The sequence below is a fragment of the Chromobacterium violaceum ATCC 12472 genome, assembly GCF_000007705.1.
In the GTDB taxonomy this organism is placed as follows: Bacteria; Pseudomonadota; Gammaproteobacteria; order Burkholderiales; family Chromobacteriaceae; genus Chromobacterium; species Chromobacterium violaceum.
This window is the reverse complement of sequence record NC_005085.1, coordinates 4,048,195-4,075,041: the sequence shown is the minus strand read 5'-3', so window position 1 is coordinate 4,075,041 and position 26,847 is coordinate 4,048,195. Positions and strand designations below refer to the sequence as shown.

The 26,847-nt window shown below is 64.5% G+C and carries 29 protein-coding genes and 1 tRNA gene; 21 read left to right on the top strand and 9 right to left on the bottom strand.

Annotated elements, in window-relative coordinates; all coding sequences use genetic code 11:
- Position 1: 1 nt before the first annotated feature.
- On the bottom strand, positions 2-1,063 hold the full coding sequence (locus CV_RS18700) for a patatin-like phospholipase family protein (protein ID WP_011137325.1): 1,062 nt from the start codon (positions 1,061-1,063) through the stop codon (positions 2-4).
- Positions 1,064-1,346: 283 nt separating this feature from the next.
- Between CV_RS18700 and CV_RS18695 the strand changes: the two genes are divergently transcribed.
- The 4 genes from CV_RS18695 to CV_RS18675 are packed head-to-tail and all read left to right on the top strand — an operon-like array spanning position 1,347 to position 3,886.
- Positions 1,347-1,688: a PadR family transcriptional regulator gene (locus tag CV_RS18695; protein ID WP_043596705.1), complete on the top strand. Its 342-nt coding sequence runs from the start codon at positions 1,347-1,349 to the stop codon at positions 1,686-1,688.
- Positions 1,685-2,794 carry a DUF1700 domain-containing protein gene (locus CV_RS22365; RefSeq protein WP_011137322.1) on the top strand — a complete coding sequence of 370 codons (1,110 nt, stop codon included), beginning with the start codon at positions 1,685-1,687 and terminating at the stop codon, positions 2,792-2,794. Before CV_RS18695 ends, CV_RS22365 begins: the two co-directional genes overlap by 4 nt.
- A gap of 29 nt (positions 2,795-2,823) precedes the next feature.
- Positions 2,824-3,102 (top strand): hypothetical protein, encoded by a 279-nt coding sequence (locus tag CV_RS18680; RefSeq protein WP_011137321.1) that lies wholly within the window; start codon positions 2,824-2,826, stop codon positions 3,100-3,102.
- 22 nt (positions 3,103-3,124) lie between these two features.
- Entirely contained in the window at positions 3,125-3,886 is a 762-nt protein-coding gene (locus tag CV_RS18675; protein WP_011137320.1) for a hypothetical protein, read from the top strand.
- Between the two features lie 120 nt (positions 3,887-4,006).
- Here CV_RS18675 and CV_RS18670 read toward each other — a convergent pair whose 3' ends face one another.
- Both CV_RS18670 and CV_RS18665 read right to left on the bottom strand, forming a co-directional pair.
- Positions 4,007-4,564 carry an adenine phosphoribosyltransferase gene (locus tag CV_RS18670; RefSeq protein ID WP_021478751.1) on the bottom strand — a complete coding sequence of 186 codons (558 nt, stop codon included), beginning with the start codon at positions 4,562-4,564 and terminating at the stop codon, positions 4,007-4,009.
- Between the two features lie 105 nt (positions 4,565-4,669).
- Complete coding sequence (locus CV_RS18665; RefSeq protein ID WP_011137318.1) at positions 4,670-5,968, bottom strand: NCS2 family permease; 1,299 nt, start codon at positions 5,966-5,968, stop codon at positions 4,670-4,672.
- A gap of 165 nt (positions 5,969-6,133) precedes the next feature.
- On the opposite strand from CV_RS18665, the gene gmk reads away from it, so the two are divergent.
- The 12 genes from gmk (at position 6,134) to CV_RS18605 (ending at position 16,541) form a co-directional block, all read left to right on the top strand.
- Positions 6,134-6,766: a guanylate kinase gene (gene gmk, locus CV_RS18660; RefSeq protein WP_011137317.1), complete on the top strand. Its 633-nt coding sequence runs from the start codon at positions 6,134-6,136 to the stop codon at positions 6,764-6,766.
- Positions 6,767-6,846: 80 nt separating this feature from the next.
- Positions 6,847-7,053, top strand: a complete 207-nt coding sequence (rpoZ, locus tag CV_RS18655; RefSeq protein ID WP_011137316.1) for a DNA-directed RNA polymerase subunit omega — start codon at positions 6,847-6,849, stop codon at positions 7,051-7,053.
- A gap of 23 nt (positions 7,054-7,076) precedes the next feature.
- Positions 7,077-9,233 (top strand): RelA/SpoT family protein, encoded by a 2,157-nt coding sequence (locus CV_RS18650; protein ID WP_011137315.1) that lies wholly within the window; start codon positions 7,077-7,079, stop codon positions 9,231-9,233.
- Positions 9,230-9,439 (top strand): sulfur carrier protein ThiS, encoded by a 210-nt coding sequence (thiS, locus tag CV_RS18645; protein WP_011137314.1) that lies wholly within the window; start codon positions 9,230-9,232, stop codon positions 9,437-9,439. Before CV_RS18650 ends, thiS begins: the two co-directional genes overlap by 4 nt.
- A 42-nt stretch (positions 9,440-9,481) precedes the next feature.
- Positions 9,482-10,282 carry a thiazole synthase gene (locus tag CV_RS18640; RefSeq protein ID WP_172539954.1) on the top strand — a complete coding sequence of 267 codons (801 nt, stop codon included), beginning with the start codon at positions 9,482-9,484 and terminating at the stop codon, positions 10,280-10,282.
- A gap of 162 nt (positions 10,283-10,444) precedes the next feature.
- Entirely contained in the window at positions 10,445-10,657 is a 213-nt protein-coding gene (gene rpsU / locus CV_RS18635; protein WP_011137312.1) for a 30S ribosomal protein S21, read from the top strand.
- Positions 10,658-10,767: 110 nt separating this feature from the next.
- Positions 10,768-11,214 (top strand): GatB/YqeY domain-containing protein, encoded by a 447-nt coding sequence (locus tag CV_RS18630; protein WP_011137311.1) that lies wholly within the window; start codon positions 10,768-10,770, stop codon positions 11,212-11,214.
- A gap of 17 nt (positions 11,215-11,231) precedes the next feature.
- Positions 11,232-13,028 (top strand): DNA primase, encoded by a 1,797-nt coding sequence (gene dnaG / locus CV_RS18625; RefSeq protein WP_011137310.1) that lies wholly within the window; start codon positions 11,232-11,234, stop codon positions 13,026-13,028.
- Between the two features lie 77 nt (positions 13,029-13,105).
- The gene (gene rpoD / locus CV_RS18620; protein WP_011137309.1) at positions 13,106-15,037 is read left to right on the top strand and encodes an RNA polymerase sigma factor RpoD; all 1,932 of its coding nucleotides are present in this window, start codon (positions 13,106-13,108) and stop codon (positions 15,035-15,037) included.
- Positions 15,038-15,129: 92 nt separating this feature from the next.
- A tRNA-Ile gene (locus CV_RS18615) sits at positions 15,130-15,208 on the top strand.
- 201 nt (positions 15,209-15,409) lie between these two features.
- Positions 15,410-16,183 carry a DUF1223 domain-containing protein gene (locus tag CV_RS18610; RefSeq protein WP_011137308.1) on the top strand — a complete coding sequence of 258 codons (774 nt, stop codon included), beginning with the start codon at positions 15,410-15,412 and terminating at the stop codon, positions 16,181-16,183.
- A 103-nt stretch (positions 16,184-16,286) separates the two neighbouring features.
- A complete protein-coding gene (locus CV_RS18605) occupies positions 16,287-16,541 on the top strand; it encodes a hypothetical protein (protein WP_011137307.1) in 255 nt (84 codons plus the stop codon).
- Between the two features lie 53 nt (positions 16,542-16,594).
- Here CV_RS18605 and CV_RS18600 read toward each other — a convergent pair whose 3' ends face one another.
- Positions 16,595-17,854: a murein transglycosylase A gene (locus CV_RS18600; protein ID WP_011137306.1), complete on the bottom strand. Its 1,260-nt coding sequence runs from the start codon at positions 17,852-17,854 to the stop codon at positions 16,595-16,597.
- Between the two features lie 199 nt (positions 17,855-18,053).
- Here CV_RS18600 and CV_RS18595 point away from each other — a divergent pair, with 199 nt between their 5' ends.
- The gene (locus CV_RS18595; RefSeq protein ID WP_011137305.1) at positions 18,054-18,368 is read left to right on the top strand and encodes a BON domain-containing protein; all 315 of its coding nucleotides are present in this window, start codon (positions 18,054-18,056) and stop codon (positions 18,366-18,368) included.
- 73 nt (positions 18,369-18,441) lie between these two features.
- Here CV_RS18595 and lysA read toward each other — a convergent pair whose 3' ends face one another.
- Complete coding sequence (gene lysA / locus CV_RS18590; RefSeq protein ID WP_011137304.1) at positions 18,442-19,671, bottom strand: diaminopimelate decarboxylase; 1,230 nt, start codon at positions 19,669-19,671, stop codon at positions 18,442-18,444.
- Positions 19,672-19,793: 122 nt separating this feature from the next.
- Between lysA and CV_RS18585 the strand changes: the two genes are divergently transcribed.
- Positions 19,794-20,711: a LysR family transcriptional regulator gene (locus CV_RS18585; RefSeq protein ID WP_011137303.1), complete on the top strand. Its 918-nt coding sequence runs from the start codon at positions 19,794-19,796 to the stop codon at positions 20,709-20,711.
- 42 nt (positions 20,712-20,753) lie between these two features.
- Here CV_RS18585 and CV_RS23855 read toward each other — a convergent pair whose 3' ends face one another.
- Complete coding sequence (locus CV_RS23855) at positions 20,754-20,912, bottom strand: hypothetical protein (RefSeq protein WP_158303330.1); 159 nt, start codon at positions 20,910-20,912, stop codon at positions 20,754-20,756.
- Positions 20,913-21,133: 221 nt separating this feature from the next.
- Here CV_RS23855 and dtpA point away from each other — a divergent pair, with 221 nt between their 5' ends.
- The gene (gene dtpA / locus CV_RS18580; protein ID WP_011137302.1) at positions 21,134-22,621 is read left to right on the top strand and encodes a dipeptide/tripeptide permease DtpA; all 1,488 of its coding nucleotides are present in this window, start codon (positions 21,134-21,136) and stop codon (positions 22,619-22,621) included.
- 47 nt (positions 22,622-22,668) lie between these two features.
- Here dtpA and CV_RS18575 read toward each other — a convergent pair whose 3' ends face one another.
- Together CV_RS18575 and CV_RS18570 are read right to left on the bottom strand one after the other, a co-directional pair.
- Positions 22,669-23,358 carry an MOSC domain-containing protein gene (locus tag CV_RS18575; protein ID WP_011137301.1) on the bottom strand — a complete coding sequence of 230 codons (690 nt, stop codon included), beginning with the start codon at positions 23,356-23,358 and terminating at the stop codon, positions 22,669-22,671.
- A gap of 16 nt (positions 23,359-23,374) precedes the next feature.
- Positions 23,375-24,082 carry an alanyl-tRNA editing protein gene (locus CV_RS18570; protein WP_011137300.1) on the bottom strand — a complete coding sequence of 236 codons (708 nt, stop codon included), beginning with the start codon at positions 24,080-24,082 and terminating at the stop codon, positions 23,375-23,377.
- Positions 24,083-24,189: 107 nt separating this feature from the next.
- Between CV_RS18570 and CV_RS18565 the strand changes: the two genes are divergently transcribed.
- Positions 24,190-25,176: a GNAT family N-acetyltransferase gene (locus CV_RS18565; RefSeq protein ID WP_158303329.1), complete on the top strand. Its 987-nt coding sequence runs from the start codon at positions 24,190-24,192 to the stop codon at positions 25,174-25,176.
- Positions 25,177-25,251: 75 nt separating this feature from the next.
- The gene (locus CV_RS18560; protein WP_011137298.1) at positions 25,252-25,929 is read left to right on the top strand and encodes a pseudouridine synthase; all 678 of its coding nucleotides are present in this window, start codon (positions 25,252-25,254) and stop codon (positions 25,927-25,929) included.
- Positions 25,930-25,998: 69 nt separating this feature from the next.
- On the opposite strand, the gene queF is transcribed toward CV_RS18560, so the two are convergent.
- Positions 25,999-26,838 (bottom strand): NADPH-dependent 7-cyano-7-deazaguanine reductase QueF, encoded by an 840-nt coding sequence (queF, locus tag CV_RS18555; protein ID WP_011137297.1) that lies wholly within the window; start codon positions 26,836-26,838, stop codon positions 25,999-26,001.
- Positions 26,839-26,847 lie beyond the last annotated feature (9 nt).

Below are 26,847 nucleotides of genomic sequence, written 5' to 3'. Positions count from 1 at the left end.
ACTACGCAGTCATCTGCAGCGGCGCCTTCAGGCCCAGCTCGCGCGCGTAGCGCCGCGCGGTGTCCTGGCCCGCGCGGTAGCCGGCGTCGTATAGCCGGGACAGATTGGAGAACGACCAGTCCAGCTCCTCGCGGAATCCTTCCCGGCGGATGTGCGCGTCGAAGTCTATCTTCAGCACCTCGGTGCGCGGCTGGCCGTTCTCGTCGCGGTTGTGCAGCGCCTGGAACAGCCGCAGGTCGTCGCGGGCGATCTCGGTCAGCGGCGCGATGATGGACTGCACCCAGGCGTCGTACAGGTTGCGCGGCGGGTGCAGCAGCTTGTCGCTGCCCAGCACGTCGAACACGATGGTGTAGTCGATGTGCGGATGCAGCTCGAACAGGCGCTTGAAGTTCAGCGTGTCTATCGCCGCGCCTTCGATGTAATAGCCGTCTTCCAGCTTGTAAGGCGGGTAGATGAAGGGGAAGGACAGCGCCGCGAGGAAATGCTCGTGGGTGATTTCACGCTTGTCCCAGCAACGCATCTCGCCGCGGCTGATGTTGTAGGCGTTCAGGTAGAACTCGCCGGGCAAGGACTGCAGCTTGGAGAAATCCACCACCTGTTCGATGAAGGGCACGTGCGCGCACAGCCCCTGGCTGTCGGAGGTGAGGCCGCTGGGGCATAGCGCGGCCAGCGCCAGCGAGGTCCAGTCGGCGAACAGCCGGTGAGCCGGGCTGTCGTCGGCCTGTTGCTGTATCGCCTGCAGGAAGGGGTTGCGGGACAGCAGCGCGCGCCACGCGTCGGCCAGCGCGCCCGGCTTGTTGAACACCTTGAAATTGACCGGGAACAGGCTGTAGATCGAGTCGGACACGCCCATGTCGGCCAGCCGGGACAGCGCGGCCAGCGCATCGCCCTGGCGCGGGGCCGCGTACAGCAAACCGACGATGGCGCCGGCGCCGGACGCGGAAATGATGTCGAATTTGACGCCGGCTTCAGTCAGCGCCACCAGGGCGCCCGCCATCAGCGTGGCGTTGGGCGCGCCGCCGCCCAGCACCAGCGCGATCGAGGGATTTCGGGATTGGGCCATTGCTTGTTTCTCCATCTTGGATTGCCGTCTGGAAATGCCATTGGGGAAGACAAATGCATGGCTGAAGTATGACCGGAAAAGCGGGTTTTGCAATGCAGCATGTCAATAGCCCGCTGTGGCGGAAAAGACGCATTCCCATCCGCATTGAACAGAGCAATGAAAGATACCTTGCGATACAAGGTATCTTGTCATACAGTTCACTCAGACATCCGGATGAGGCAGTTTACCGAAGTTCCTTGTAATGCAAGGTATCGTGCATTGCCAGTCGGTGAGGAAGGCAACAATGAAGACACAATTGAAAAAAGGCACGCTGGACATGTGCGTGCTGGCGGTGCTGTCGCAAGCCGACAGTTACGCCTACGAGCTGGTCAGCAAGCTGTCGCAGGGCATGGACATCAGCGAAGGCACCATCTACCCGCTGATGCGCAGGCTGCAGAACGAATCGTGGGTGAGCACCTACCTGGTGGAGTCGTCGTCCGGGCCATCCCGCAAGTACTACAAGCTGACGGAAACCGGCAGGCGGGAACTGGAAACGATGCGGCAGGAATGGCAGGAATTTGTGGCCGAAGTGGAAAACGTGCTGCGGGGCGGACCGGCGGCAACGAAAGAGGGAGCGCAGCAATGACACGCAAGGAATTCCTGAAGCAGCTGGAACACGCGCTGTCCGGCCTGAGGCCGGAGGCGGCGCGCGAAATCCTCGCCGACTACGACGAGTATTTCAACGACGCGCTGGCCGACGGCCGCGACGAGGCCGAGGTGGTGGAGGCGCTGGGCAGCCCGCAGAAGCTGGCGCGGGAATTGAAGGCGCAAACCCATTACCGGCAATGGCAGGAGCATCGCTCCTTCGCCAACCTGTCGCGGGTGGTGATGTCGATCGCCGGCCTGGGCGTATTGAACTTTGTTCTGGCGATTCCCTTCCTGGTCTATCTGCTGTTCCTGACCGTCGGCTACATCGCGTCGATCGGCTTTTTGATGGCGGGCTTGACGGTGGTGCTGGCCTGGGGCAGCCACAGCCTGTTCGGCTGGCCGCAGTTCACCAGCGACGGTTCCGGCTGGTATATCGGCCGCTACGGCGACAACGGCGCCGAAATGGCCTGGCGCAGCGACAGGAGCGACCACGCCGAACAGGTCTGGATCGACAACGGATTGCTGGTGCTGAGGCCGGACGATGGCGACCGCTTCGAGCTCAGAACCCGGCAGGGAGAGCCGCTGCTGGTGTCCAGGTCGGACGACAAGCTGACGGTGGACGCCAGCCAGCCTGCGGTGCGCCAGCTGGTCCGGATCCGCGACGACGAGGTCAGCATCGACGGCGGCGCGATTCGCGAGCTGAAGCTGAAGGAGGAAAGCGGGGACGTGTTCACCGCCAGGGTCGACGACGGCAGCCGCCTGGTGCGCGTGGACGCCTCCTCTGCTGGCGGAACCGTGCTGAAACTGGTGGCCAGCGGTCCGAGCGGCAGCATCTCGCTGAAGGACGGCGACAGCACGCTGGAGATTTCAGAGCGCAGCATCGAGCTGAAAGACGGCATGGACCATATCCAGATCGATGCGCTGCCTGGTTTGTCGGTAGGGATGAGCGCGCTGGTGGTGGGATTGCTGCTGCTGCTGGGCGGTTCGCTGGGGCTGGTGTTCTGCGTGTGGCTGACCCGGCTGACCTGGCGCGCGCTGGTCGCCTATGTGAAATATCAGATTGAGCTGGTTTCCGGCAAGGTCGGCGAAAACGCCGAGGCCTGAATCTTAAACTTCGCAATGGAGTATGGATCATGAAGAACGATGCCTGCCTGCAACAACTGCAACTGACCCTGGTCGAATTGCCGGAAGCCGAATTGCGGAAACTCCTCCGCGACTACCGTGGTTATATCCGTGGCGCGGTGGCCGACCGCGCCAGCGAAAGCCGGCTGCTGGCGATCCTGGCCGATACCCGCGAACTGGCCGCCGGGTTTTCCCGCCGGCGCGGCCCGGCCCGAGTGGCCGAGCATGGCCTGGCGCTGGCGTTCGCGCTGGCAGCCACTTTGTCCGTCTATTGGCTGTTCCTGAACTGAGCGCATCCGAGGAGAACCGTGAATGAGCATCGTCAAGATAGGCTGCGGCTTGCTTCTGCTGATCAGCGCGGCCGCGCAGGCCGAGGACGTCAATGGCATCGACAGGCTGAATTTCAGCGGCGACGCCCTGAAGCTGGATCTGAGCGCCGACGCCTCCAAACCGTACAAGCTGAATCTGGAAAAGCGGAACTGGTCGGACGCCGACTGCAAGGTGACCGTCACCCGGATGGGGAAGGACCTGACTTTCCAGGTCAAGCTGAACAGGCCGGCCGGCGAGCGCTGCAAGCTGGAGGTCAGCGGCAACGTCAAGCCCGGCAAGCAGGTGGGCGTGGATCTGAAGGCTTTCGACGGCGATCTGAACGGGCAGTTCGCCGCGGTGCAGCTGCGCGGCCAGGCGCTGAAGGTGGAGCTGAAAGGCGCTTACGGCGCGGTGTCGATGCACGGCGACGCGGTCAAGGCCGAGGTCAGGGCCAGCGTGGAGGAGCTGAAGGCGCAAGGGCAGGCGGTAAACCTGGCCTTCGACGGCAGCGCCCGCGGCATGACGCTGGACGGCCAGGCGGTGAAGGCGGAGGTCAAGCTTCGCGGCGCCCAGCCGGCGGCCAGCGTCGACGTCAAGGGGCAGATGGTGAACCTCGACTTCAGCGCCGGCCGCCAGGCCAAGCTGGATTACCAGGTGAGCGGACAGGCCAGCAAGGTCAGCGGCGACTGGGCCAATACCCCGGGCGCGCCGCTGAAGCTGAGGGTCAACGGCTCGGCGGTGAAGGTGTCGCTCGAGCGCGACTGATTACGGTATGACTCCGTGTCCCTTTGCCCGGCCCTAGGCCGGGCCTTTTTCGTTTCGGCATGAAAAAACGGAGCCGTCGGCTCCGTTGTCAGCATGCGCGCGCGGATTTGCCTGCCGCGCTCAGTGGCCTTCGTAGCTGCAGACCGTGAACAGGTCCAGGCCGCCATCGCGAACCAGCTGGCCGCCGCCCAGTTCCGGCAGTTCGATGATGGCCGCGGCTTCCAGCACGTCGGCGCCCATGCGCTTGAGCAGCTTGTAGCCGGCCATCATGGTGCCGCCGGTGGCCACCAGGTCGTCGATCAGGATCACGCGGTCGCCCGGCTTGCAGGCGTCGGTGTGCATTTCCACCGCGGCGTTGCCGTATTCCAGCTCGTATTCCTCTTCCACCGTGGTGAAAGGCAGCTTGCCTTTCTTGCGGATGGGCACGAAGCCGACATTCAGCTCATAGGCCAGCACCGAGCCGATGATGAAGCCGCGCGCGTCCAGGCCCGCCACCAGGTCCACCTTTTCCATCATGTAGCGATGGACGTAGATGTCGATCAGCATGCGGAAGGTTTTCGGGTTTTGCAGCAGCGGCGTGATGTCGCGGAACATCACGCCTTGCTGCGGCCAGTTGGGCACGGTGCGGATCCAGCCCTTCAGGTAGCTGGAGTAGTCGAGATTGCTGAGGTTTTCCATGGGCCTATTGTACTTCGAAATCAAGAGACTGTGCCGACTGACACGGTTCGCGACGACGGCCTGCGCGTAGCGGGCAGGCCGTCGGATGAAGGGATTATTGTGCTTTTAGTGGAAGAACGCCAGCTTGAAGATCCACAGCAGGGCGATGATCAGCACCGCCGGACGCAGGTCGGAGAAGCGGCCGGCCAGGATCTTGATCACGGCGTAGCTGATGAAGCCGAAAGCGATGCCGTCCGCGATGGAGAAGGTGAAAGGCATCGCCAGCGCGGTCATCACCGCCGGGGCCGATTCCGTCAGGTCGTTCCATTCGATTTCGGCGAGGCCCCTGGCCATCAGCACGGCGACGTAGCACAGCGCCGGCGCGGTGGCGTAGGGCGGCACGGTGGCGGCCAGCGGCGACAGCCACAGCGCGGCCAGGAACAGCAGCGCCACCACCATCGCGGTCAGGCCGGTGCGGCCGCCGACGGCGGTGCCGGCCGCGGATTCAATGTAGGCGGTGGTGGACGAGGTGCCCATCACGGCGCCGGCGGTGATGGCGATGGAGTCGGCCATCAGCGCGCGCTTCAGGCGCGGCAGCTTGCCGTCCTTGTCCAACAGGCCGGCGCGGTGCGACACGCCGACCAGGGTGCCGGTGGTGTCGAACAGGTCGACGAAGAAGAACACGAAGATCACGCCGATCAGGCCGGCGTTGAGCGCGCCCTTGATGTCCATCGCCATGAAGGTGGGCGCCATGCTGGGCACCGGGGCGACGATGCCCTTGAACGGCGACAGGCCGAACGCGATCGACAGCACGGTCACCACCAGGATGCCGATGATGATGGAACCCGGGACCTTGCGGTATTCCAGCGCCACGATCAGGAAGAATCCCAGGATGGCCAGCAGGGTGGTCGGGTTGTGGATGTCGCCCAGCGTCAGGTAGGTGGCCGGATGCGCGGCGATCACGCCGGCGTTCTTCAGCGCGATGATGGCGAGGAACATGCCGACGCCGGCCGAGATGGCGAACTTCAGCGACTGCGGAATGGCGTTGACGATGGCCTCGCGCACCTTGAACAGGCTGACCGCCAGGAATACGATGCCGGAGATGAACACCGCGCCCAGCGCGGTCTCCCACGACAGGCCCATGCCCTTGACCACGCTGAAGGTGAAGTAGGCGTTCAGGCCCATGCCCGGCGCCAGCGCGATCGGGTAGTTGGCCACCAGGCCCATGATGGCGGTGCCGAGCGCGGCGGCCAGGCAGGTGGCGACGAACACCGCGTTCAGGTCCATGCCGGTGGAGGACAGGATCAGCGGATTGACCAGCACGATGTAGGCCATGGTCAGGAAGGTGGTGAAGCCGGCGATGACCTCGGTTTTCACCGTGGTGCCGTGCTCCTTGAGCTTGAAAAAGCTTTCCAGCAGTTGCATGAAAAATGACTCCGGACGGATCGCGAGCGTTCTGAAACGCGGCATTATCGGCCAGCGGGCGCTCAAACACCTAAATCTTGACGTGAAAATATGTCATTGCTTAACAATGGCGGTCCCGCTGTGCTATCCTGAAAAATTACTCTTTGGCAAATGTTGGTAGCTTGCATGAACCAGCCCATCGGCAACATTTACATCGTGGTGGCGCCCTCCGGCGCCGGCAAGACCTCGCTGGTGGCAGCGCTGTTGCAGGCCGAGCCGAGCGTCGAGCTGTCGATTTCCTATAGCACACGCCAGGCGCGCAAGGGCGAGATCGACGGCCAGCATTACCACTTCATCGACCGCGCGGCTTTCGAAGAGATGAAGGACCGCGGCGACTTCCTGGAGTGGGCCGAGGTGTACGGCAACTGCTACGGCACCAGCGCGCCGTGGATACGCGGCCGCCTGGAGGCCGGCAGGGACATCCTGCTGGAAATCGACTGGCAGGGCGCCGAGCAGGTGCGCAAGGTTTTTCCGGACGCCATCGGCATCTTCATCGCCCCGCCGTCCATCGAGGAGCTGGAGCGCCGCCTGCGCGGCCGCGACACCGACACCGAGGAAGTGATCCTGCGCCGGCTGGCCTCGGCCCGCGCCGAGATCGACAAGATCGCCGAGTACGACTACATCGTGGTCAACGACGACTTCGAGCGCGCGCGGCTGGATCTGATCAGCATCGTGCGCGCTCAGCGCCTGAGAAGCGCCCCGCAGTGCCGCCGGCTGGCCGACATGTTCCGCCGCATGGGCACCGCCGGCGCGAAATGAAAATAGTTCCGTCCCGCCGTGCCGGACGGGACGAAAATCGATATAGTGAACCCTGTAACCGTCATTAGCTGAGAGAGATCATGGCCCGTATTACCGTTGACGACTGCCTGGACCGCATCCAGAACCGTTTTGACCTGACCCTGGCCGCCGCTTACCGCGCCCGCCAAGTGGCTTCCGGCGCCAGCGCCTTTGTCGAGCCGGGCCGCCACAAGCCGACCGTGATCGCCCTGCGTGAAATTGCCGCCGGCCACGTCGGCAAGGAAGTCCTCAACCGCGGCAAGGCCTGATTGACGCAGTACGGAGCGCGAAGATGGGCACCGGCATTGAGACAGGCATCGACTACAACGTCCTGATCGAGTCCGAAGCGGCGGCATTCCTGGAGAGCGCCGCGCGCTACCTCAAGCCGGAAGACGTCGAAATGCTCAGGCTGGCCTTCCAGGTCAGCCGCGATGCGCACGAAGGCCAGACCCGCAAGAGCGGCGAGCCCTACATCACCCATCCGCTGGCGGTGGCGACCATGCTCACCGACTGGCGGCTGGACGTGCAGGGCCTGGCTGCGGCGCTGCTGCACGACGTGCTGGAAGACACCGGCGTCACCAAGCCGACGCTGGTGGAGAAGTTCGGCAAGATCGTCGCCGACCTGGTCGACGGCCTGTCCAAGCTGGAGCGGCTGGAGTATCAGACCAAGGAAGACGCCCAGGCCGAAAGCTTCCGCAAGATGGTGCTGGCGATGGCGCGCGACATCCGCGTCATCATCGTCAAGCTGGCGGACCGGCTGCACAATATGCGCACGCTGGACTCGATGCGCGAGGACAAGCGCCGCCGCATCGCCCTGGAAACGCTGGAGATCTACGCGCCGATCGCCAACCGCATCGGCCTGAACAAGGTTTACCGCGAGCTGCAGGACCTGGCGTTCAAGCATCTGCACCCGCACCGCTACAGCGTGCTGTCCAAGGCGGTGCGCGCCGCGCGCGGCAACCGCCGCGAAGTGGTGAACAAGATCCTGCAGGCGGTCAGCCAGCGGCTGGTGCAAAGCAATATCGAGGCCACGATCAAGGGCCGCGAAAAGAACCTTTACAGCATCTACAAGAAAATGCAGGAGAAGCACCTGTCCTTCTCCGAGGTGCTGGACATCTACGGCTTCCGCGTCGTCGTCAACGACATTCCGGCCTGCTACCTGGCGCTGGGCGCGCTGCACAGCCTGTACAAGCCGATTCCCGGCAAATTCAAGGATTACATCGCCATTCCCAAGGGCAATGGCTACCAGAGCCTGCACACCACGCTGTTCGGCCCCTACGGCACGCCGGTGGAGATGCAGATCCGCACCCGCGAGATGCACAACGTGGCCGAGGCCGGCGTGGCCTCGCACTGGATGTACAAGAGCGGCGAGGGCGTCAACACCGCGCAGCAGCGCACCCACCAGTGGCTGCAGAAGCTGCTGGACATGCAGGAGGAGAGCGACGACGCCGTCGAATTCCTCGAGCACATCAAAATCGACCTGTTCCCGGACGAGGTTTACGTGTTCACGCCCAAGGGCAAGATCATGGTGCTGCCGCAAGGCTCCACGCCGGTGGATTTCGCCTACGCGGTGCATACCGACGTCGGCCACCGCTGCATCGCCGCGCGCGTCAACCACGCGCTAGTGCCCTTGCGCACCGCGCTCCGGAACGGCGACACCGTCGAGATCATCACTTCCACCCAGGCCAAGCCCAATCCGTCGTGGCTGGCCTTCGTGCAGAGCGGCCGCGCCCGCTCCGGCATCCGCAATTATCTGAAGAGCCTGCAGCGCGAGGAGGCTGTGGCGCTGGGCGAAAAGCTGCTGCGGCAGGCGGTGGGCGCGCTGGCGTCGACGCCGCTGGCGGTCAGCGACGAACTGCGCGCCGAATACTTCGCCGCCTACGGCGAGAAGATGCAGGGCTTCGACGACGTGCTGGCCGACATCGGCGCCGGCAAGCTGCTGCCCATCGTGGTGGCGCGCCGCATGCTGGAGCTGGCCGGAGAGCGGCTGGGCGAAGGCGTGCGGGTCGGCCCGATCACCATCCGCGGCAACGAGGCCGGCATGGTGCAGCTGTCCAACTGCTGCAACCCCTTGCCCGGCGACGACATCCTGGGCGTGATCACCAAGGGCCAGGGACTGGTGATCCACCGCGTCAACTGCCCGAACGCGCGCCGCGCGGATCCGGACAAGCTGCTGGAAGTGACCTGGGAAGCGCAGCGCGACCGGATGTTCGGCGTCACCGTCGGCGTGCTGTCGCGCAACGAGCGCGGCGCGCTGGCCGATATCGCCACCGCGATTTCGCAGGCGTCGGCCAATATCGAGAGCGCCGATACCCAGGACAGCAGCCGCGACGGCGACAGCCTGTTCAATATCCACTTCCGCCTGCAGGTGGAAGGCGTGGAGCACCTGGAGCGCGTGCTCGCCGCCGTCCGCCAACTGGCGGTGGTGCAGCGCGTGGAGAGAAGATGAGTCAATTGAATCTGCGCATCAACGGCGAAGATCGGAGTTTCTCGGGCATCGCCACCTTCGCCGAGCTGGTCGAAGCCTTGCAGCTGGGCGGCAAGCGCATCGCCATCGAGCGCAACGGCGAGATCGTGCCCCGCGGCCGGCATGCCGAAGCGCGGCTGGCGGACGGCGACGTGCTGGAAATCGTGGTGGCGGTCGGCGGCGGCTGAAACCGTCTGTCCGCCATTCTAAGGCCAATGGAAGAAAAGGGAATGCAGGTGGACGACAAACTGGTGATAGCCGGCAGGGAGTACGGCTCTCGCTTGCTGGTGGGGACCGGCAAATACAAGGATTTCGAGCAGACCGCGGCGGCGCTGGACGTGTCCGGCACCGAAATCGTCACCGCCGCGATAAGGCGGGTGAATCTGGGGCAGAACGCCAACGAGCCGAATTTGCTGGACTTTCTGCCGAAAAACCGGTATAACCTGCTGCCCAACACGGCGGGGTGCTATTCCGCCGAGGATGCGATCCGCACCCTGCGCCTGGCGCGCGAGCTTCTGGACGACCATCGTTTCGTGAAGCTGGAGGTGCTGGGCGATCCCAACAACCTGTATCCCAACGTCAGGGAAACGCTGAAAGCCGCGGAAGTGCTAGTGGCCGAAGGCTTCGACGTGTTGGTGTACACCTCGGACGATCCCATCGTCGCGCGCGAGCTTGAGCAGATTGGCTGCTGCGCGATCATGCCGCTGGCCAGCCTGATCGGCTCCGGCATGGGCATCCTGAATCCGTGGAATCTGCAATTGATTATCGAGCAGTCCAAGGTCCCCGTGATCGTGGACGCCGGCGTCGGCACCGCGTCCGACGCGGCGATCGCGATGGAGCTGGGCTGCGATGGCGTGCTGATGAATACCGCGATTGCCGCTGCGCGCGATCCGGTCCGAATGGCGCACGCGATGAAATTGGCCGTGGAGGCAGGCCGCGCCGCGTATCTCGCGGGCCGGATGCCGAAGCGTTTTTACAGTGCAGTGCCAAGTTCTCCTAGTGAGGGGGTGATTTCTTCCGTCAAGTCGTGATGTTCATGGCCCAGGCTGGCCGCGCCAAACCGCGCAAAACACCACAAAAGACCTGACGTTGCCGTTTCAGACTTTTACAAATGCAGTAACATTGCTAAAATGCTGTTTTTACAGGCGGCGGCCCTAGCCACGCCCTAAAGAAATCTAAGGACCCTTAAGTACATGCCGACTATTCGCGTAAAAGAGAACGAACCGTTTGAAGTTGCCCTGCGTCGCTTCAAGCGCGCTGTAGAGAAGACTGGCCTGCTGACCGAACTGCGCGCCCGCGAGTTCTACGAGAAGCCGACCACCGAGCGCAAGCGCAAGCATGCCGCTGCCGTGAAGCGCCACTACAAGCGCATCCGCAGCCAAATGCTGCCGCCGAAACTCTACTAAGAGCTGCCCGGCATCAAGCAGGACCGCAGGCCATGCCTGCGGTTTTGCCATTTGTACTCCCGAATTTCCCCCGCTGCCCGCGCAGCGCCCGATTTCCAAGTGAGCACGACATGAGCCTCAAAGTTCGCATCACCGACGACATGAAGTCCGCCATGAAAGCCAAGGAAGCCGACAAGCTGGCCGCTATCCGCCTGCTGTTGGCCGCCGTCAAGCAGAAAGAGGTGGACGAGCGCATCGAGCTGGACGATGCCGGCATCACGGCCGTCATCGACAAGATGATCAAGCAGCGTCGCGACTCCATCGCCCAGTACCAGGCCGCCCAGCGCCAGGATCTGGTCGACAAGGAACAGGCCGAGATGGACGTGCTGATGGGCTACATGCCGCAGCAGCTGAGCCAGGCGGAGATCGAGGCGCTGATCGCCAAGGCGGTGGCCGATACCGGCGCCGCCGGCATGCAGGACATGGGCAAGGTGATGGGCGCGCTGCGCCCTCAACTGGCCGGCCGCGCCGACATGGCGCAGGTGTCCGCGCTGATCAAGGCCAAGCTGACCGCTTGACGCTCGGGTAGCAGGGTTTGATTCCGCAGGATTTCATCGACCAGCTGTTGTCCCGCGTCGACATCGTCGACGTGGTGGACCGCTACGTCCCCTTGAAGAAGGGCGGCCAGAACTACATGGCTTGCTGCCCCTTTCACAAGGAAAAATCGCCCTCATTCACCGTCAGTCCCAGCAAGCAGTTCTATCATTGCTTCGGCTGCGGCGCGCACGGCTCGGCCATCGGCTTCGTGATGGAGTACCAGGGCATCGGCTTCGTCGATGCCGTCAAGATGCTGGCCGAAGGCATCGGCATGCAGGTGCCGAACGAGCGCAGCGTCAACCCGGAAGCCAGCCGCAAGGCGCGCGAGAAGCAGGTGTCGCTGGAGCAGCTGATGCAGCTTGCCAGCGACTTCTACCGCCGCGAGCTGAAGGGGGCGGCCAACGCCGTCGCCTATTGCAAGGGGCGCGGGCTGTCGGGCGAGATCGCCGCGCGCTTCGGCCTGGGCTATGCGCCGGACGGCTGGCAGAACCTTGAGGCCGCGGTAGACAACTACCAGGACGACAAGCTGGTGGAAGCCGGCCTGGTGATCGTGGCCGAGGACAGCGGGCGACGCTACGACCGCTTCCGCGACCGGCTGATGTTCCCGATCCGCAACCAGCGCGGCGCCATCGTCGGCTTCGGCGGGCGGGTGCTGGGCAAGGGCGAGCCGAAGTATCTGAACTCGCCGGAAACGCCGCTGTTCGAGAAGGGGCGCGAGCTGTACGGCCTGTACGAGGGGCGGCAGGCGATCCGGGAGAAAAACCGCGTCCTGGTGGTCGAAGGCTATATGGACGTGGTGGCGCTGGCCCAGTACGGCATCGGCTACGCGGTGGCCACGCTGGGCACCGCCACCACCGGCGAGCATGTGCGCAAGCTGCTCAAGCACGCGGAGCAGGTGTATTTCTGCTTCGACGGCGACGCGGCCGGCCAGAAGGCCGCCTGGCGCGCGCTGGAGAACAGTTTGCCGCAGCTGGTGGACGGCAAGGCGCTGAACTTCCTGTTCCTGCCGACCGAGCACGATCCGGACAGTTATGTGCGCGAATTCGGCGCCGATGCGTTTGAAGAGTTGCTGACCCAGCAGAGCCTGCCGCTGTCGGTGTATTTCACCCGCGAGTTGTGCCGCGGCATCAACCTCGGCACGCCGGAGGGCAAGGCGGACCTGATCCGCCAGGCGACGCCGCTGCTGGCGCAGATCGCCGCGCCGGCGCTGGGGTACATGATACGCAAGCGGCTGGCCGAGATGGCCGGCGTGGACGTCGACGAGCTGGACATGCTGACCGGCGGCAAGCCGCAGCGATCCGAGCGCGGCGGCCGCAGCGGCGGCCGGCGAGATTACAAAGTGCCGGCCGAGTCGCAGCGCGTGGTCAACACCACCATGGTCAAGAAGCTGATCAAGTGGTTGTTGATGAACCCGCAATGGGCAAGCGACGTCAAGCTGCCGGACAGCCTCGCGCTGTCGGACGAGTTGGGCTGTTTCGCGATGCTGGCCGAGCGGGTGCTGGAGCACGGCGACGCGCCGAATACCGCTCAGTTGATCGAAGGATTGCGCGGCACGCCCTACGAGGGCTTGATAGACGGCGTGCTGCAGCAGGCGATGCAGGATCCGGACGAGTTCGCCGATCCAAGCGACGATGACCGGCAGCTGTTCCAGGATGGCAACGACAGGCTGCTGAAAATGCTGCATGCGGAGCAACTGGAGCGGCTAAAACTGAAGGACCGGCACGAAGGGCTGACTCCTGAGGAGAAAGCCCTGATGGGCCAGCTGTTGCGGGAAATGTTCTCGCCGCCGAACTAACGGGTTCGGCGGAAAAGTTCAAGTGGTTGTGTTATAATCAACTGTTTTTTTCGGCTTTTTTTCTAGCAGGAAGCGAAATGGCGGCCTCTCCCGAAAACCAGAAAGATGTGAAGGACAGCCAACAGGAGGTGATGAGCCTGGAAGAGCAGCGGAAACGCTTGCGCCAGCTGATCGCCCTGGGCAAGGAGCGTGGGTACCTGACCTACGCCGAAATCAACGACCACCTGCCGGAAGACGTATCCGACGCCGAGCAGATCGAGAACATCGTCACGATGATCGCCGGTCTGGGCATCCAGGTATGCGAGGAAGCGCCGGACGCCGAAACCTTGCTGATGTCCGACGCCACCCCGTCCGTGGCGGACGAGGACGCCGTGGAGGAGGCCGAGGCGGCCCTGTCCTCGGTGGACTCCGAATTCGGCCGCACCACCGACCCGGTGCGCATGTACATGCGCGAAATGGGTTCGGTCGAGCTGTTGACCCGCGAGGGCGAAATCGAGATCGCCAAGCGGATCGAGGACGGCCTCAAGTACATGATCCAGGCCATCTCCGCCTGCCCCGGCACCATCGCCGAGGTGCTGGAGCTGATGGAACGCGTGGCGCGCGATGAAATCCGCGTCGACGAAGTCGTCGACGGCTTCATCGATCTCAACGCCCCGACCGAGGACGAGGCGCAATTCGCCGAACCGGAGGACAGCGACGATCTGCTGGACGAGGAAGAGGAAGAGGAAGAGGACGAAGACGGCGCTCCGGTCGACGCCGACGCCGACGCCGCGGCCAATCTGGAAGAGCTGAAGCAACAGGCGCTGGAGCACTTCGCCGGCGTGCGCATGCTGTTCGACAAGATGGTCAAGGCGCTGAACGCCAAGGGCCAGCAGAGCAAGGAATACCTGGAGCTGCAGGACGCGATCACCACCGAGTTCATGCTGGTGCGCTTCGCGACCCGCCAGGTGGAAAGCCTTTGCGAGTCGCTGCGCGGCCGCGTCAACGAGATCCGCACCTACGAGCGCGATATCCAGGACATCTGCGTCAGCCGCGTGCGCATGGACCGCGCCCACTTCATCAAGGTGTTCCCGGGCAACGAGACCAATCTTGACTGGGTGGAAAACGAGATCGATTCCGGCAAGGCCTGGAGCGAGGCGTTGACCCGCTTCAAGCACGCGATCATCGAGAAGCAGACCCGCCTGTCCGATCTGCAAGACAAGGCGATGCTGTCGATCAAGGCGCTGAAGGAAATCAACCGCCAGATGTCGGCCGGCGAGTCCAAGGCGCGCCGCGCCAAGAAGGAAATGATCGAGGCCAACCTGCGTCTGGTGATCTCCATCGCCAAGAAGTACACCAACCGCGGCCTGCAGTTCCTCGACCTGATCCAGGAAGGCAACATCGGCCTGATGAAGGCGGTGGACAAGTTCGAATACCGCCGCGGCTACAAGTTCTCGACCTACGCCACCTGGTGGATCCGGCAGGCCATCACCCGCTCGATCGCTGACCAGGCCCGCACCATCCGCATTCCGGTGCACATGATCGAGACCATCAACAAGATGAACCGCATCTCGCGGCAGATCCTGCAGGAAAGCGGCCGCGAGCCGGATCCGGCGGAGCTGGCCGAGAAGATGGAGATGCCGGAAGAGAAGATTCGCAAGATCATGAAGATTTCCAAGGAGCCCATCTCCATGGAAACCCCGATCGGCGACGACGACGATTCCCATCTCGGCGATTTCATCGAGGACCAGAACAACCTGGCCCCGTCCGACGCGGCGATGTACTCCAGCCTGAAGGACGCGACCAAGGAAGTGCTGGACACGCTGACGCCGCGCGAGGCGAAAGTCCTGCGCATGCGTTTCGGCATCGACATGAATACCGACCACACGCTGGAAGAAGTGGGCAAGCAGTTCGACGTGACCCGAGAGCGGATTCGCCAGATCGAGGCCAAGGCGCTGCGCAAGCTGCGCCACCCGACCCGTTCCGAGCGTCTGCGCAGCTTCCTGGACAGCGAGCCGGGCGGTCAGTAAGCGCATCGCTTGAAATGCTGGAAATCCCCAAGCGCCTTGAATAAAGGGCTTGGGGATTTTTGTTTTCCTCGCTATAATTGCCCACTCTTTCAGGGCCTCTAGCTCATGCTTGGTTAGAGCAGCGGACTCATAATCCGTTGGTGCGGGGTTCGACTCCCCGGGGGCCCACCAGACAATCAAGGGGTTGCGCGCGAGCGCAGCCCCTTTTCCTTATTCTGCTCGCAGGCGGCGCCGTTCCGCCGTCTCCAGCCGCGGCGCGTCGTCTTCACCGCCGCCCCGCAGCGCCCGTCCCGCCGGGATCCCGACCCGCGCCCATCGCAAGAAAACCTCTCCGTCCGCGACTAATTTGCGGATGGAAACAGGAGAGCGGAAATGAACGGTCGGAATAAGTTTTTCTGGGCGGGCATGCTGTCGCTTTGCGCCCAGGCTGCCTGGGCTGACGGCGCCTGCGTTCTGAACGGCGCGCAGGGAAGCGGCCGGCAAGCGTCGCTGCTGGAGCTGTACACCTCGGAGGGCTGCAGCAGCTGCCCGCCGGCCGAGGCCTGGTTGTCGGGATTGGCCGCGGCAGGGCTGGACGCGCGGCGGGTGGTGCCGCTGGCCTTCCATGTCGACTACTGGGACGGGCTGGGCTGGCGGGACCGTTTCGCCAAGCCCGATTATTCCCAGCGCCAGCGTTGGCGCTCGGCCCAGGCCGGCTCGACGCTGGTCTACACGCCGCAGCTGCTGCTTGACGGCCGCGATTGGCGCTTCGCCGGCTATGACGGGCTGCGGGCCGGCTTGCGCGGCGGACGGGCGGGCGCCTCGTTGCGCGTGAGCGGACGGCTGGCCGGCGACGGCGTGGATGTCGAAGTCGAAGCCGTTCTGGAGTCCGGCTCTCCGGCGCAGCGCCTGATGCTGGCCGTGTTCGAGGATGGCTTGCAAAGCCGGGTGGAGGCTGGCGAGAACGAGGGCAGGCTGTTGCGGCACGACGCCGTGGCGCGAAGCTTGGCGGGGCCCTTTCCCTTGTCCGGGGCCAAAACGACGCTGAGGCGCCATTTGCGGTTCGCCGGCGGCCAGCGGCCGGGGGCCAGCGGCGTGGCCGTCTGGCTGGAGGATGGGCAGGGGCGGGTGAGCCAGGCGCTGGCCGCGCGTTGCGCAGGTGGCTGAACAGACAGGTGCGCTTTCCGCCGGGAATGCCGATCCTATGCGAGGTCCGGCCCCGATATTCGGGGCATGGATTGTCGTTTCATCAGTCTTGGGAGCCTGCATCATGTCGCCAGCCGAAGCCCGCAGCATCGTGGAAGCGCTTGCCATCGGAGTAGACCCGATCAGTGGCGAGCTGTTGTCGCAACCCGCCGTTCTCAGGCAGCCGGAAGTGGTGCGCGCGCTGTTTCTGGCCAGCCGGGCCCTTGAGGCCGCATTGCGCGGCAAGCTCGAGCGGGAGGACGACGAGGAGGGCGCGGTCGCGCTGCACCCGCCGGTCATGGTGGCCGGCCGCTGCCGCCAGCGCGCGCTGGCGGTCTGAGCCGCGAGGGAAAGCGGAGCGGGGCCGCTAGGCCCCGTTTGTCTTGCTTCGCGCTACAGCGAGGCGCCGGGCGACACGCCCTTGGGCAGCAGCAGCCACAGGCTGCCCTGTTGCTTCATCCGGCCCGCGTACATGCCGGCCTCGGTGCCGTAGCCCCAGAACAGGTCGGCGCGCAGCGCGCCCTTGATCGCGCTGCCGGTGTCCTGTGCGTGCACCAGCCGCACCAGCGGCTCGCTGGAGTGAGGCCAGGTCGTGGACAGGTAGACCGGCGCGCCCAGCGGGATGTAGCGCGGGTCCACCGCGATGCTGTAGCCGCCGGTCAGCGGCACCCCCAGCGCGCCGATCGGCCCGCCGTTGTCGCCGGGCAGCGGCTTGAAGAAGATGTAGCTCTGATTGACGGCCAGCAGCTCGTCGCGGCGCTGCGGGTTTTTCGCCAGCCAGTCCTTGATCCCCTGCATCGACGCTTGTCCCAGCGTCATCTCGCCCTTGTCCACCAGCCATTTGCCGATCGACTGGTAGGGATAGCCGTTTTGGTCGGCGAAACCGACGTGCAGGAAGCTGCCGTCGTCGAGCTGGATGCGGCCGGAGCCCTGCACCTGCAGGAAGAACAGCTCCACCGGGTCCTCCACCCAGGCGATCACCGGCGCGCTGCCGGCGATGCTGCCCTGGTTGATCTGGCCGCGGGTGAAGTAGGGCAGCAGCCGCGAGCCGGACAGGCGGCCCTTCAGCCGGATGCCGCGCGGATCCGCGGGGAAGTCGGCCGGATTGATCTCGATATTGCCGCCCGCCGCCAGCACCAGCCGGCCCGGGCCGGCCTGCTTGGCGCGCAGCGTGCCTCGATTGCGCTGGCTCATCGGCACGTCGACGCTGAGCATGTCGCGCGGCGCGCCGTAGACCGGCCATGGCGTGCGCTCGGAGCGGTTGAGGCTGCCGTTGAGCAGCGGCTCGTAGTAGCCGGTGATCAGGCCGCTGTCGCGGCCGCCGTCGCGCAGTTTCCAGGCGGTGAAGCGGTTTTCGAAGAAGCGGCGCGCGGCGTCGGCGTCGTTGTCCGCCAGCGCGCCGGCTTCGCGGCAGACGCCGCTCCAGGCCGGTTTCTTCTGCAGCGTGCGGCAGCTTTGGCGCAGGCCCTGCAGCGAATCGCCGACGGCTTGGTCGTTCCAGGACGGCAGCGCGGCGGGGCTGGCGCTGTCGGCGCCGGCGGGGATGCCCGTGGAGGGGCCGCCGGGCGTGACGGAGGGCGTGGTGGTGCAGCCGGCAAGCGCCAGCAAGGCCAGCCACAGCGGCCAGCTTTTCTTCAACAGTGTCTGCTTCATGCTTGGGCCGGAAGGCCTTTCCGTGATAGATGGTCTGGATTGTAACCCGATGCGCGGCCCGGCGTGATGCCGGGCAGATGTGAAGTCATTGAGCTGAAACAAAACCGAAAAGTTTCATCGTTAACATGGGCGGGTCCCATGGATATGGCCGCCGGCGTGGATGCCGAGCGGTCGTGGTCGCGAGAAATTGGAGAAAACGATGAAACGAATCGCAAGCCGCACTCTGCTGTTGGCCGTTCTGGCCTGCTCCGGCGCTTTCGCCGCCCATGCCGTTTACGCCGAGGACGCCGCAGTCGCCGCGCCGACCGACGAACAGCTGGCCGCCAGCGTCAAGCAGGCGCTGGACGCCGAGCCGGAACTGAAGCCGCTGGACCTGAAAGTGTCCAGCAAGAAGGGCGAAGTGACCATAGAAGGCGTGATGACCGACGACCAGCAAATGTTCAAGGCGGGCCAGGCTGCCGAGAAGGTGCCGGGCGTCAAGTTCGTCATCAACAAGATGGAACAGAAGGGCTGATTCCGGCCCGGGTTTGACGGAATGTGCGAAAAAGCCGGGCGCTGCCCGGCTTTTTCGCGCGCCGAGCGCGGCGTCAGGCCTCCAGCGCCAGCAGCTCGGCGATGGTCTGGCGGCGGCGGATCTGCCGGACGGCTCCGCCATCCACCAGCGCCTCGGCCAGCAGCGGCCGGCTGTTGTAGTTGGACGACATGGTCGCGCCGTAGGCGCCGGCGTCGTGGAACACCATCAGGTCGCCGACTTGCGCCGGCGGCAGCGGCCGGGTTTCCACGGTGCCGCCTTCCTGCTGGGTGAACACGTCGCCGGATTCGCACAGCGGGCCGGCCACCACGGTGTCGACGGCGCCGGTTTTTTCCGCGCCGTCCGCGTCCAGCAGCGAGATGCGGTGATAGCTGCCGTACAGCGACGGCCGCATCAGATCGTTGAAGCCGGCGTCCACCAGCACGAAATGGCGGCTGCCCATGTTTTTCACCGCGCGCACCTCGGAGAGCAGCGCCCCCGCTTCGGCCACCAGGAAGCGGCCGGGCTCGATTTCCAGCTGCACCGGATGGCCCAGATGCGCTTCGATGCGCCGCCGCGCCGCATCCCATAGCTGGAAGTAGTGGGCGGTGTCGATGCGCGCGTCGCCGTCGCGGTAGGGGATGGACAGGCCGCCGCCGGCCGAGATCGCCTCGATGTCGCATTCCAGCCGGGCCACCAGCTCCACCATCGCGCCGCATACCTGCTCCAGATGGCCGTAGTCGACGCCGGAGCCGATGTGCATGTGAATGCCGATCAGGCGCAGATTGAAGCGGCGCACCGCCTGCAGCGCCTCGTCCAGGTCGCCATGCCAGATGCCGTGCTTGCTGTTTTCGCCGCCGGTGTTGGTCTTCTGGCTGTGGCCGTGGCCGAAGCCGGGGTTGATGCGCAGCCAGACCGGGTGGCCGGGGGCGGCTTCGCCAAGCTGCCGCAGCATGTCGATGGAGCCGGCGTTGACCGGAATGTTCTCGGCGATCACCTTGGCCAGCGTCGGCCGATCCAGCACGTCGGCGGTGAACACGATATCGGACGGTTCGCCGCCGCCGCGGTAGCCGGCCGCCAGCGCGCGCTCGATCTCTCCCAGCGACACCGCGTCCACCTTGACGCCCTCGGCGCGCATCAGCCTGAGGATGTGGGTATTGGAGTTGGCCTTCTGCGCGTAGCGTATGGTGTCGAAGGCTTTCAGCTCCGCGATGCGCTCGCGGATGGTATCGGCGCGGTAGACCCATAGCGGCGTGCCGTACTGGCGGGCGATGTCGGCGAGCTGGCGATTGTCGAAAGCGTGCATGGCGGGCAATCCGGTTGAGGTTTCACACGATGATCCGCTGGCGGGACATAAAAATAAAATAGCAATTTTTAGATCAGTCTTTCATTTATGATATGGATTGGTTTGAAAGTACGGTGAGGTCCATGTCCATCAGCTTGCGCCATATCGAAGTGTTCCGGGCGGTGATGACCTGCGGCAGCGTCAGCGGCGCCGCGCGTTTGCTGCACACGTCCCAGCCTACGGTCAGCCGCGAGCTGGCGCGTTGCGAGCAATTGCTGGGCATGGCGCTGTTCGAGCGCGGCCATGGCCGCTTGCGTCCCACCCAGCAGGCGCTGCAGCTGTTCGCCGAAGTGGAGCGCAGCTTCGTCGGGCTGGAGCGCATCGTCGCCAGCGCGGATGCGATCCGGCAGTTCGCCGGCGGCCAACTGGCCGTCGCTTGCCTGCCGGTATTCGCGCAGGCGCTGCTGCCGGGGGCCTGCGCCGATTTCGTCGCCGACTTTCCCGACGTGGGCGTGGACATCAGCCCGCAGGAGTCGCCGTGGCTGGAGGAGTGGCTGGCCGCGCAGCGCTTCGACCTGGGACTGACCGAGCAGCAGCAGGCGCCGGCCGGCTGCCAGATGCAGCCGCTGTGGCAGGGCGACGAGCTATGCGTGCTGCCGGCGGGGCATCCGTTGGCGGAGAAGCGCAGGCTGGAGGCGCGCGATTTTGACGGTTTGTCCTTCATCAGCCTGGCGGCCAGCGACAGCTACCGGCAGCAGGTGGACGCCTGGTTGGCGCGGGAGGGCGTGTCGCGCCGTTTGCAGCTGTCGTGCCACAGCGCGGCTTCGGTGTGCGAAATGGTGAGGCTGGGACTGGGCGTGGCCATCGTCAACCCGCTGACGGCGCTGGCCGAGGCGGAGAGGGGGCTGGCAGTGCGGCCGCTGGCGGAGTCGATACCGTTTTCCGTGCAGCTGGTGCTGCCGCAATTCCGTCCGGCATCGCCGCTGCCGGCGCGCTTCATCGCCGCCTTGCGGCGGCGCGTGTCGGAACTGGATATCAGGCTGTCGGCTTTGCGAGGCTGAGCGCGGGAGAGTGGTGGTTTGATATAAAAGCAATTAAATTGCTTAAAAATTAAAAATAACAGTATTCTGTCTTTTTTTAATCGATTTGCAAGCGTTTTGATTGGTAAAATGCTGCCGCTTTTCCAAATCCCGCTCTTGCCATGCGGGTATTTTTCCATATTGCCAAGCCGCGGCATTGACAGTTGCGACAACTTCGATCATCAATAGTTCCTGAACGCTATCTTTTGTCGAGCAAAAGCGCTATTCGTCGTGCTTTTCCGAATGATGGCAAGAGTTTGCCTTATTTTTCAGTAGTGACCACTGTCTGTCTCACCCTGGCGTGACTGGCGATGGCCGGCGCCCTGGGGGCCTGTCTTTCCGTCATTCCGCCACGCAGGAGCTTTTCCCGGGTCCGCGGCAGTTCTGATTACAAGGAACCCAATATGACGACGTCTGCGCTCAACCCCTTGCGCCAGCCCAAGCCGTTCTACCTGATCTTCTCGATCGAATTCTGGGAGCGTTTCGGTTTCTATGGCCTGCAGGGCATCCTGGCCGTTTACCTGGTGAAGGCCCTGGGCCTGCGCGAGGCCGACTCCTTCACGCTGTTCTCCTCCTTCATCGCGCTGGTGTATGGCCTGATCGCCGTCGGCGGCTGGCTGGGCGACAAGGTGCTGGGAACCAAGCGCACCATCCTGCTGGGCGCGCTGGTGCTGACCGCCGGCTACGCGATGGTGACCGCGTCGTCCGAGCATATCAGCCTGCTTTACTTGGGCATGGGCACCATCGCGGTGGGCAACGGCCTGTTCAAGGCCAATCCGTCGTCGCTGCTGTCCAAGTGCTACGAGGAGAACGATCCGCGGCTGGACGGCGCCTTCACCATGTACTACATGGCGATCAACATCGGTTCGCTGCTGTCGATGCTGGCCACGCCGTGGCTGGCCGACCAGTTCGGCTACGCCCACGCCTTCGCGCTGTCGGTGGTGGGCATGCTGATCACCGTCGCCAATTTCATCCTGATGCAAGGCTGGGTGAAGAACTACGGTTCCGACGCCGACTTCCGCACGCCCAGGCTGTCCACCTGGCTGGCGGTGCTGGCCGGCGTGGTGGCCGCCTGCGCCGCCGCCGCGCTGCTGCTCAAGCACGAGATCATCGCCAACGTGGTGCTGGCCGTGCTGTCGATCGGCGTGGTGGGCCTGTACGTCAAGGAAACGCTGCTGCTGAAAGGCGCGGAGCGCAAGAAGATGATCGTGGCCGCCATCCTGATGCTGCAGGCAACCGTGTTCTTCGTGCTGTACAACCAGATGCCGCTGTCGCTGAACTTCTTCGCCATCCACAACACCGAGCACATGCTGTTCGGCATCCCGGTGCAGCCGGAGCAGTTCCAGTCGCTGAATCCGTTCTGGATCATGCTGGCCAGTCCGCTGCTTGCCTTGTGCTACAACAAGCTGGGCAATCGCCTGCCGATGCCGCACAAGTTCGCGATCGGCATGGTGCTGTGCGCCGGTGCCTTCCTGGTGCTGCCGCTGGGCGCCAAGTACGCCAACGCGCAGGGCCTGGTGTCGTCCAACTGGATGGTGCTGAGCTATCTGCTGCAGAGCGTGGGCGAGCTGCTGATCTCGGGCCTGGGGCTGGCGATGGTGGCGCAGCTGGTGCCGCAGCGTCTGATGGGCTTCATCATGGGCGCCTGGTTCCTGACCTCGGCCGCGTCGTCGGTGATCGCCGGCTGGGTGGCGGGCCTGACCGCCGCGCCGGACAACGTGACCAACCCGCTGGCCACGCTGGAGATCTACAGCCGCGTGTTCACCCAGATCGGCGTGGTGACCGGCGTGATCGCGGTGGTGACCATCATCATCGCGCCGTGGCTGCACCGGATGACGCTGGACGAGAAGCCGGCGCATCCTGAACACGAGATGGCGCTGGACGCTCGTTAAGCCGGCGCGCGAGTAAAAAAACGGAGACCATGCGGCCTCCGTTTTTTTTATCCATCCAGCCGGCGGCTCCAGTCTTCCAGTTGGCCGCTTTCCAGCCGTTTCTCGATCAGCGCCCGCCACGATTCCACCAGCGGCAGCCGGGCGATCTCCAGCAGCAGCTCCCGCTCCAGTCCGCGGCGGTAGAACGCCTCGACGAGCCTGGCCAGCGTCCATTCCGGATAGGGGCGCGCCAACAGGCGGATGTCGTCGCCGGCGCCGATATCGCCGGGCTGCAGCACCCGGCAGTACCAGCCGGTGCGGCCGGTGTCCTGCAGCCGTCGGGCCATGTCGCGCTGGTCGAAGCGGTGGTTGAGCTTCCAGCAAGGCTGGCGGCCCTGGGAGATTTCCAGCGCCGCGGTGCCGATGGCCAGCCGGTCGCCCAGGCACAGCGTGCGCTCGTCCACGCCCAGCGTGCTCAGGTTTTCGCCGAAACCGCCGGGCCGGCTCAGCGCTTGGCGCGGGCCGATCTCGTCGCGCCAGCGGGCGTAATGCTCGAAAGCGTACAAGTGAATCGCCTTGTGCGGCCCGCCGTGGTAACGGGGATCGCCCTGCTCGTCGCCTTCCAGGCCAAGCGTTCCGACCGCCGCGCGTCCGTTCCGGGCTTGCTTGTCGATGGCGCTGAGCGCGCCGGGGCGGGCATAGGGCACGGCTTTGCCTGCCAGAACGGCGAGCACGCTGCCGATCACGGTTTCGTCCATGGCGTTTCTCCCGGCGTCAGTCGACCAATTCCACCACCACGCGCTTGTTGCGCGCGCCCTTGCTTTCTATCTTCTTCACCCTGACCCGGCCCACTTCGCCGGTGCGCGCGACATGGGTGCCGCCGCAGGGCTGCAGATCCACGCCTTCGATTTCGATCAGACGGATTTCCGGCAGATGCAGCGGCGGCGTCACCGACATGGTGCGGATCAGCTCAGGCTGCGCCTTCAACGCTTCGCCGCTGGTTATCCTCACCGCGAGGGGCAGGTCGGCGTCCACCAGGCGGTTCAATTCGGCCTCGATGTTTTCCTTGTCCAGCTCCATGCCCTCGGGCAGCGCGAAGTCCAGCCGGCCCGATTCGGCGGTCATGTTGCCGCCGGTGACGCCGGCCTTGACCACCACGCCCAGCAAATGCAGACAGGTGTGGATGCGCATGTGGCGGTAGCGGCGGTCCCAGTCCAGCTCCAGCGTCACTTCCGTTCCCGGCGCGAGACGGGCGTCGCCTGCTGTCTGGTGCAGGATGGCCCGGGTTTCGCGGTCGCGGCGGGTGTCTGCGATGCGCAGCGCGGAGCGGTCCGCCAGCGTCAACGCGGCGCTGTCGCCGGGCTGGCCGCCGCCGAGCGGGTAGCACAGCGTGTCTTCCAGGATCAGGCCGGCGTCGTCGTGACGCAGCACGCGGGTGGCGAGGCGGGTTTGATAGGCATTGGCGTAGAACTGTTCGCTCATGTGATTTCCTTGTTTTTAACTATTTTCATGAACTATAGTAACTAAAACTAAATTATTGGTCTGGTCGGGGCATGGCCGTCATTCTTGGACCCTGGATGCGCCGACCCATGCTTACTCTACAAGATTTGCCTGCTCCGCCGGCCGATTTCTCCGCCGGCAATCCCGATAACGCCGATTTCTATAGCGCGTTCTCCCGTGGTTGCATGCCTGAGTTCCGGCAGGGTTTTTTCGTCGCGAAGGAGGCCGGCCGTCGCGTGTGCTGCATTCCTTACTTCGTCACCGATCTGGAACTGAACATCCTGTTGCCCAGGGGACCGCTGTTCGCCTGGCTGCCCAAACTGAGCATTCCGATGGCTTGCGTGGGCAACCCGGTGACGGACTTGGGGCGGGTGGAGGGGGAGCTGACGCCCGAAATCATCGCGGAGGTGACGCGGCGCTTGGGCCAGAAGGGGCGGCTGATCGCCTGGAAGGGATTCGGAGAAGACCTGCCGCTGAATGGCTACGCCAGGGTGAAGGGTCTGCCGGTTCCCGTCATCCGCTTGCGCGGCGATTACTACGCTTCGCTGAAAGGCAGCCGTCGCCGCGGACTCAGGCGCAAGCTGAAAAAATCGGACAGCTTGCGATACGAAGTGGTCGAAGGGCTGCCAGTCAGCTTGCTGGGCAGGATATACGCGCTCTATCTGCAAACCTGGGAGAAGGCGCCGCTCAAGTTCGGCCGGCTCGGCCCCGACTACTTTACCCGCACCAGCGACGGCAGCATCTACTTGCTGTTTTATCTGCAGGGCGAACTGATCGGCTTCTGCCAGTTGCTGGGCAAGGGGGCGTTGATGATGAACGCCTTTGGCGGACTGGATTACCTGCATGCCTATGATTACGGCCTTTACGCCACCATGCTTATTCGCTCGGTGGAGGTAGCCGAGGCGCGGGGCTGCGCGGAGATCGAGCTGGGTTCCACCAGCTATGCGTTCAAGCGCATCCTGGGGGCGGAACAGCGGCCCACCTGGAACTATTTCCAGCATCAGTCCAGGCTGCTGAACTGGCTGCTGACGCGTTTCTCGTCGTTGCTGGAGCCCTCCGCGGAAGATCTGAAGTAAGACTCAGGGGGCCTTGTCTCGATCCGGCGGAGCGCCGATAATCGCCGCCAATACCCGTTTTCAAAGCCGTTTTCGATGCAAAGACACAACCTGGAGCATTACAATCCGCCGCCGGACACCGGCCTCGACGTGATCTACGCCGACGATTGCCTGCTGGTGCTGGACAAGCCCAGCGGCCTGCTGTCGGTGCCGGGGCGCGGCGAGGACAAGGCCGACTGCCTGATCAGCCGCGCGCAGAAGGTGTATCCGGACGCGCTGACCGTGCATAGGCTGGACATGGATACTTCCGGCCTGGTGGTGATGGGACGCGGGCCGGAGATGCAGCGCGCGCTGTCGATCGCCTTCATGGACCGCAAGGTGAAGAAGCGCTACATCGCGGTGGTGGACGGCATCATCGAGAGCAACAGCGGCACCATAGACCTGCCGCTGATCATAGACTGGCCGAACCGGCCGCGGCAGAAGGTGGACTTCGACCAGGGCAAGGAAGCCATCACCCATTACCGGGTGATTCTGCGCGATACCGGCCGCAACATCAGCCGGGTGGAGCTGGACCCGCAGACCGGCCGCGCCCACCAGCTGCGCATGCACATGCTGAATCTGGAGTCCGGCCACCCCATCCTCGGCGACACCATCTACGCGCCGCCGGAGGCGCTGGCCAAGGCCGACCGCCTGCTGCTGCATGCGTCGCGGCTGGTGTTGCGCCATCCGGTGACTTTCGAGGAAATGGAGTTCGAGGCGCCGGCGCCGTTCTGATGCCTGGCCTGGGCCGCAAAAAAAGGGATGCCGAGAAGCATCCCTTTTGTTTTGCGCGTTTCGCCGGCGCTACTGCCGGGCGGTGCGGACGTTGTCCGTCGGCGCTGCGTCGCAGTTGCTGCGCCAGGGGTTGATGTCCAGGCCGCCGCGGCGGGTGTAGCGGGCGTAGACGGTCAGCTTCGTTGGCGCGCAGGCGCGCAGCACGTCGACGAAGATGCGCTCGACGCATTGCTCGTGGAATTCATTGTGCCGGCGGAAGCCGATCAGATACCTCAGCAGCGCTTCGCGGTCTATTTTCGGACCGGTGTAGCGGATGGACACGCTGCCCCAGTCCGGCTGGCCGGTGACCAGGCAGTTGGACTTCAAGAGATTGCTGCACAGCGTTTCGCTGACGATGGCCGTGGAGTCGGCGCTCAGGATTTCCGGGCAGGGCGCGTAGTTGTCGACGGCGATGTCCAGCTCGTCGATGCATTCGCCCGCGAGCTCGGCGATCCGCTCGGCGGCGAAGGCTTGCGGCAGCGCGATGCTGACCGCCACCTCGGCGCCGGCGGCGGCGGACAGGTCCCGCGCCAACTGGGCGGCGAGGGCGTCGATGCCGTCCATCCGCGTCTGGTTGTAGCTGTTCAGGTAGAGCTTGAACGACTTGGACTCGATCAGCCTGGGGCTGCCGGCCGGAATGCGGAAGGTGGCGATGCCGATCTGCGGCTTGCCGCGGGCGTTGAGCCAGGACAGCTCGAAGCCGGTCCAGATGTCGACGCCGGCGAAGGGCAGCGCGGCTTCATCCACGCCGATCTCGTCGCGCTTGGTCTGGCGCGCGATCGGGAACAGCAGGGACGGATCGTACTGGTCCTGGTAGCTGACGGTTTTGCCCAGCGGCGAATGTTCGGGTGTGGCGGCATGTATGTTCATGATGATTTC

Coding starts and splice junctions, on each gene's coding strand:
- CV_RS18700 (WP_011137325.1), bottom strand. CDS start 1,063: ATGGCCCAATCCCGAAATCCCTCGATCGCGCTGGTGCTGGGCGGCGGC.
- CV_RS18695 (WP_043596705.1), top strand. CDS start 1,347: ATGAAGACACAATTGAAAAAAGGCACGCTGGACATGTGCGTGCTGGCG.
- CV_RS22365 (WP_011137322.1), top strand. CDS start 1,685: ATGACACGCAAGGAATTCCTGAAGCAGCTGGAACACGCGCTGTCCGGC.
- CV_RS18680 (WP_011137321.1), top strand. CDS start 2,824: ATGAAGAACGATGCCTGCCTGCAACAACTGCAACTGACCCTGGTCGAA.
- CV_RS18675 (WP_011137320.1), top strand. CDS start 3,125: ATGAGCATCGTCAAGATAGGCTGCGGCTTGCTTCTGCTGATCAGCGCG.
- CV_RS18670 (WP_021478751.1), bottom strand. CDS start 4,564: ATGGAAAACCTCAGCAATCTCGACTACTCCAGCTACCTGAAGGGCTGG.
- CV_RS18665 (WP_011137318.1), bottom strand. CDS start 5,968: ATGCAACTGCTGGAAAGCTTTTTCAAGCTCAAGGAGCACGGCACCACG.
- gmk (WP_011137317.1), top strand. CDS start 6,134: ATGAACCAGCCCATCGGCAACATTTACATCGTGGTGGCGCCCTCCGGC.
- rpoZ (WP_011137316.1), top strand. CDS start 6,847: ATGGCCCGTATTACCGTTGACGACTGCCTGGACCGCATCCAGAACCGT.
- CV_RS18650 (WP_011137315.1), top strand. CDS start 7,077: ATGGGCACCGGCATTGAGACAGGCATCGACTACAACGTCCTGATCGAG.
- thiS (WP_011137314.1), top strand. CDS start 9,230: ATGAGTCAATTGAATCTGCGCATCAACGGCGAAGATCGGAGTTTCTCG.
- CV_RS18640 (WP_172539954.1), top strand. CDS start 9,482: ATGCAGGTGGACGACAAACTGGTGATAGCCGGCAGGGAGTACGGCTCT.
- rpsU (WP_011137312.1), top strand. CDS start 10,445: ATGCCGACTATTCGCGTAAAAGAGAACGAACCGTTTGAAGTTGCCCTG.
- CV_RS18630 (WP_011137311.1), top strand. CDS start 10,768: ATGAGCCTCAAAGTTCGCATCACCGACGACATGAAGTCCGCCATGAAA.
- rpoD (WP_011137309.1), top strand. CDS start 13,106: ATGGCGGCCTCTCCCGAAAACCAGAAAGATGTGAAGGACAGCCAACAG.
- CV_RS18610 (WP_011137308.1), top strand. CDS start 15,410: ATGAACGGTCGGAATAAGTTTTTCTGGGCGGGCATGCTGTCGCTTTGC.
- CV_RS18605 (WP_011137307.1), top strand. CDS start 16,287: ATGTCGCCAGCCGAAGCCCGCAGCATCGTGGAAGCGCTTGCCATCGGA.
- CV_RS18600 (WP_011137306.1), bottom strand. CDS start 17,854: ATGAAGCAGACACTGTTGAAGAAAAGCTGGCCGCTGTGGCTGGCCTTG.
- CV_RS18595 (WP_011137305.1), top strand. CDS start 18,054: ATGAAACGAATCGCAAGCCGCACTCTGCTGTTGGCCGTTCTGGCCTGC.
- lysA (WP_011137304.1), bottom strand. CDS start 19,671: ATGCACGCTTTCGACAATCGCCAGCTCGCCGACATCGCCCGCCAGTAC.
- CV_RS18585 (WP_011137303.1), top strand. CDS start 19,794: ATGTCCATCAGCTTGCGCCATATCGAAGTGTTCCGGGCGGTGATGACC.
- CV_RS23855 (WP_158303330.1), bottom strand. CDS start 20,912: ATGATCGAAGTTGTCGCAACTGTCAATGCCGCGGCTTGGCAATATGGA.
- dtpA (WP_011137302.1), top strand. CDS start 21,134: ATGACGACGTCTGCGCTCAACCCCTTGCGCCAGCCCAAGCCGTTCTAC.
- CV_RS18575 (WP_011137301.1), bottom strand. CDS start 23,358: ATGGACGAAACCGTGATCGGCAGCGTGCTCGCCGTTCTGGCAGGCAAA.
- CV_RS18570 (WP_011137300.1), bottom strand. CDS start 24,082: ATGAGCGAACAGTTCTACGCCAATGCCTATCAAACCCGCCTCGCCACC.
- CV_RS18565 (WP_158303329.1), top strand. CDS start 24,190: ATGCTTACTCTACAAGATTTGCCTGCTCCGCCGGCCGATTTCTCCGCC.
- CV_RS18560 (WP_011137298.1), top strand. CDS start 25,252: ATGCAAAGACACAACCTGGAGCATTACAATCCGCCGCCGGACACCGGC.
- queF (WP_011137297.1), bottom strand. CDS start 26,838: ATGAACATACATGCCGCCACACCCGAACATTCGCCGCTGGGCAAAACC.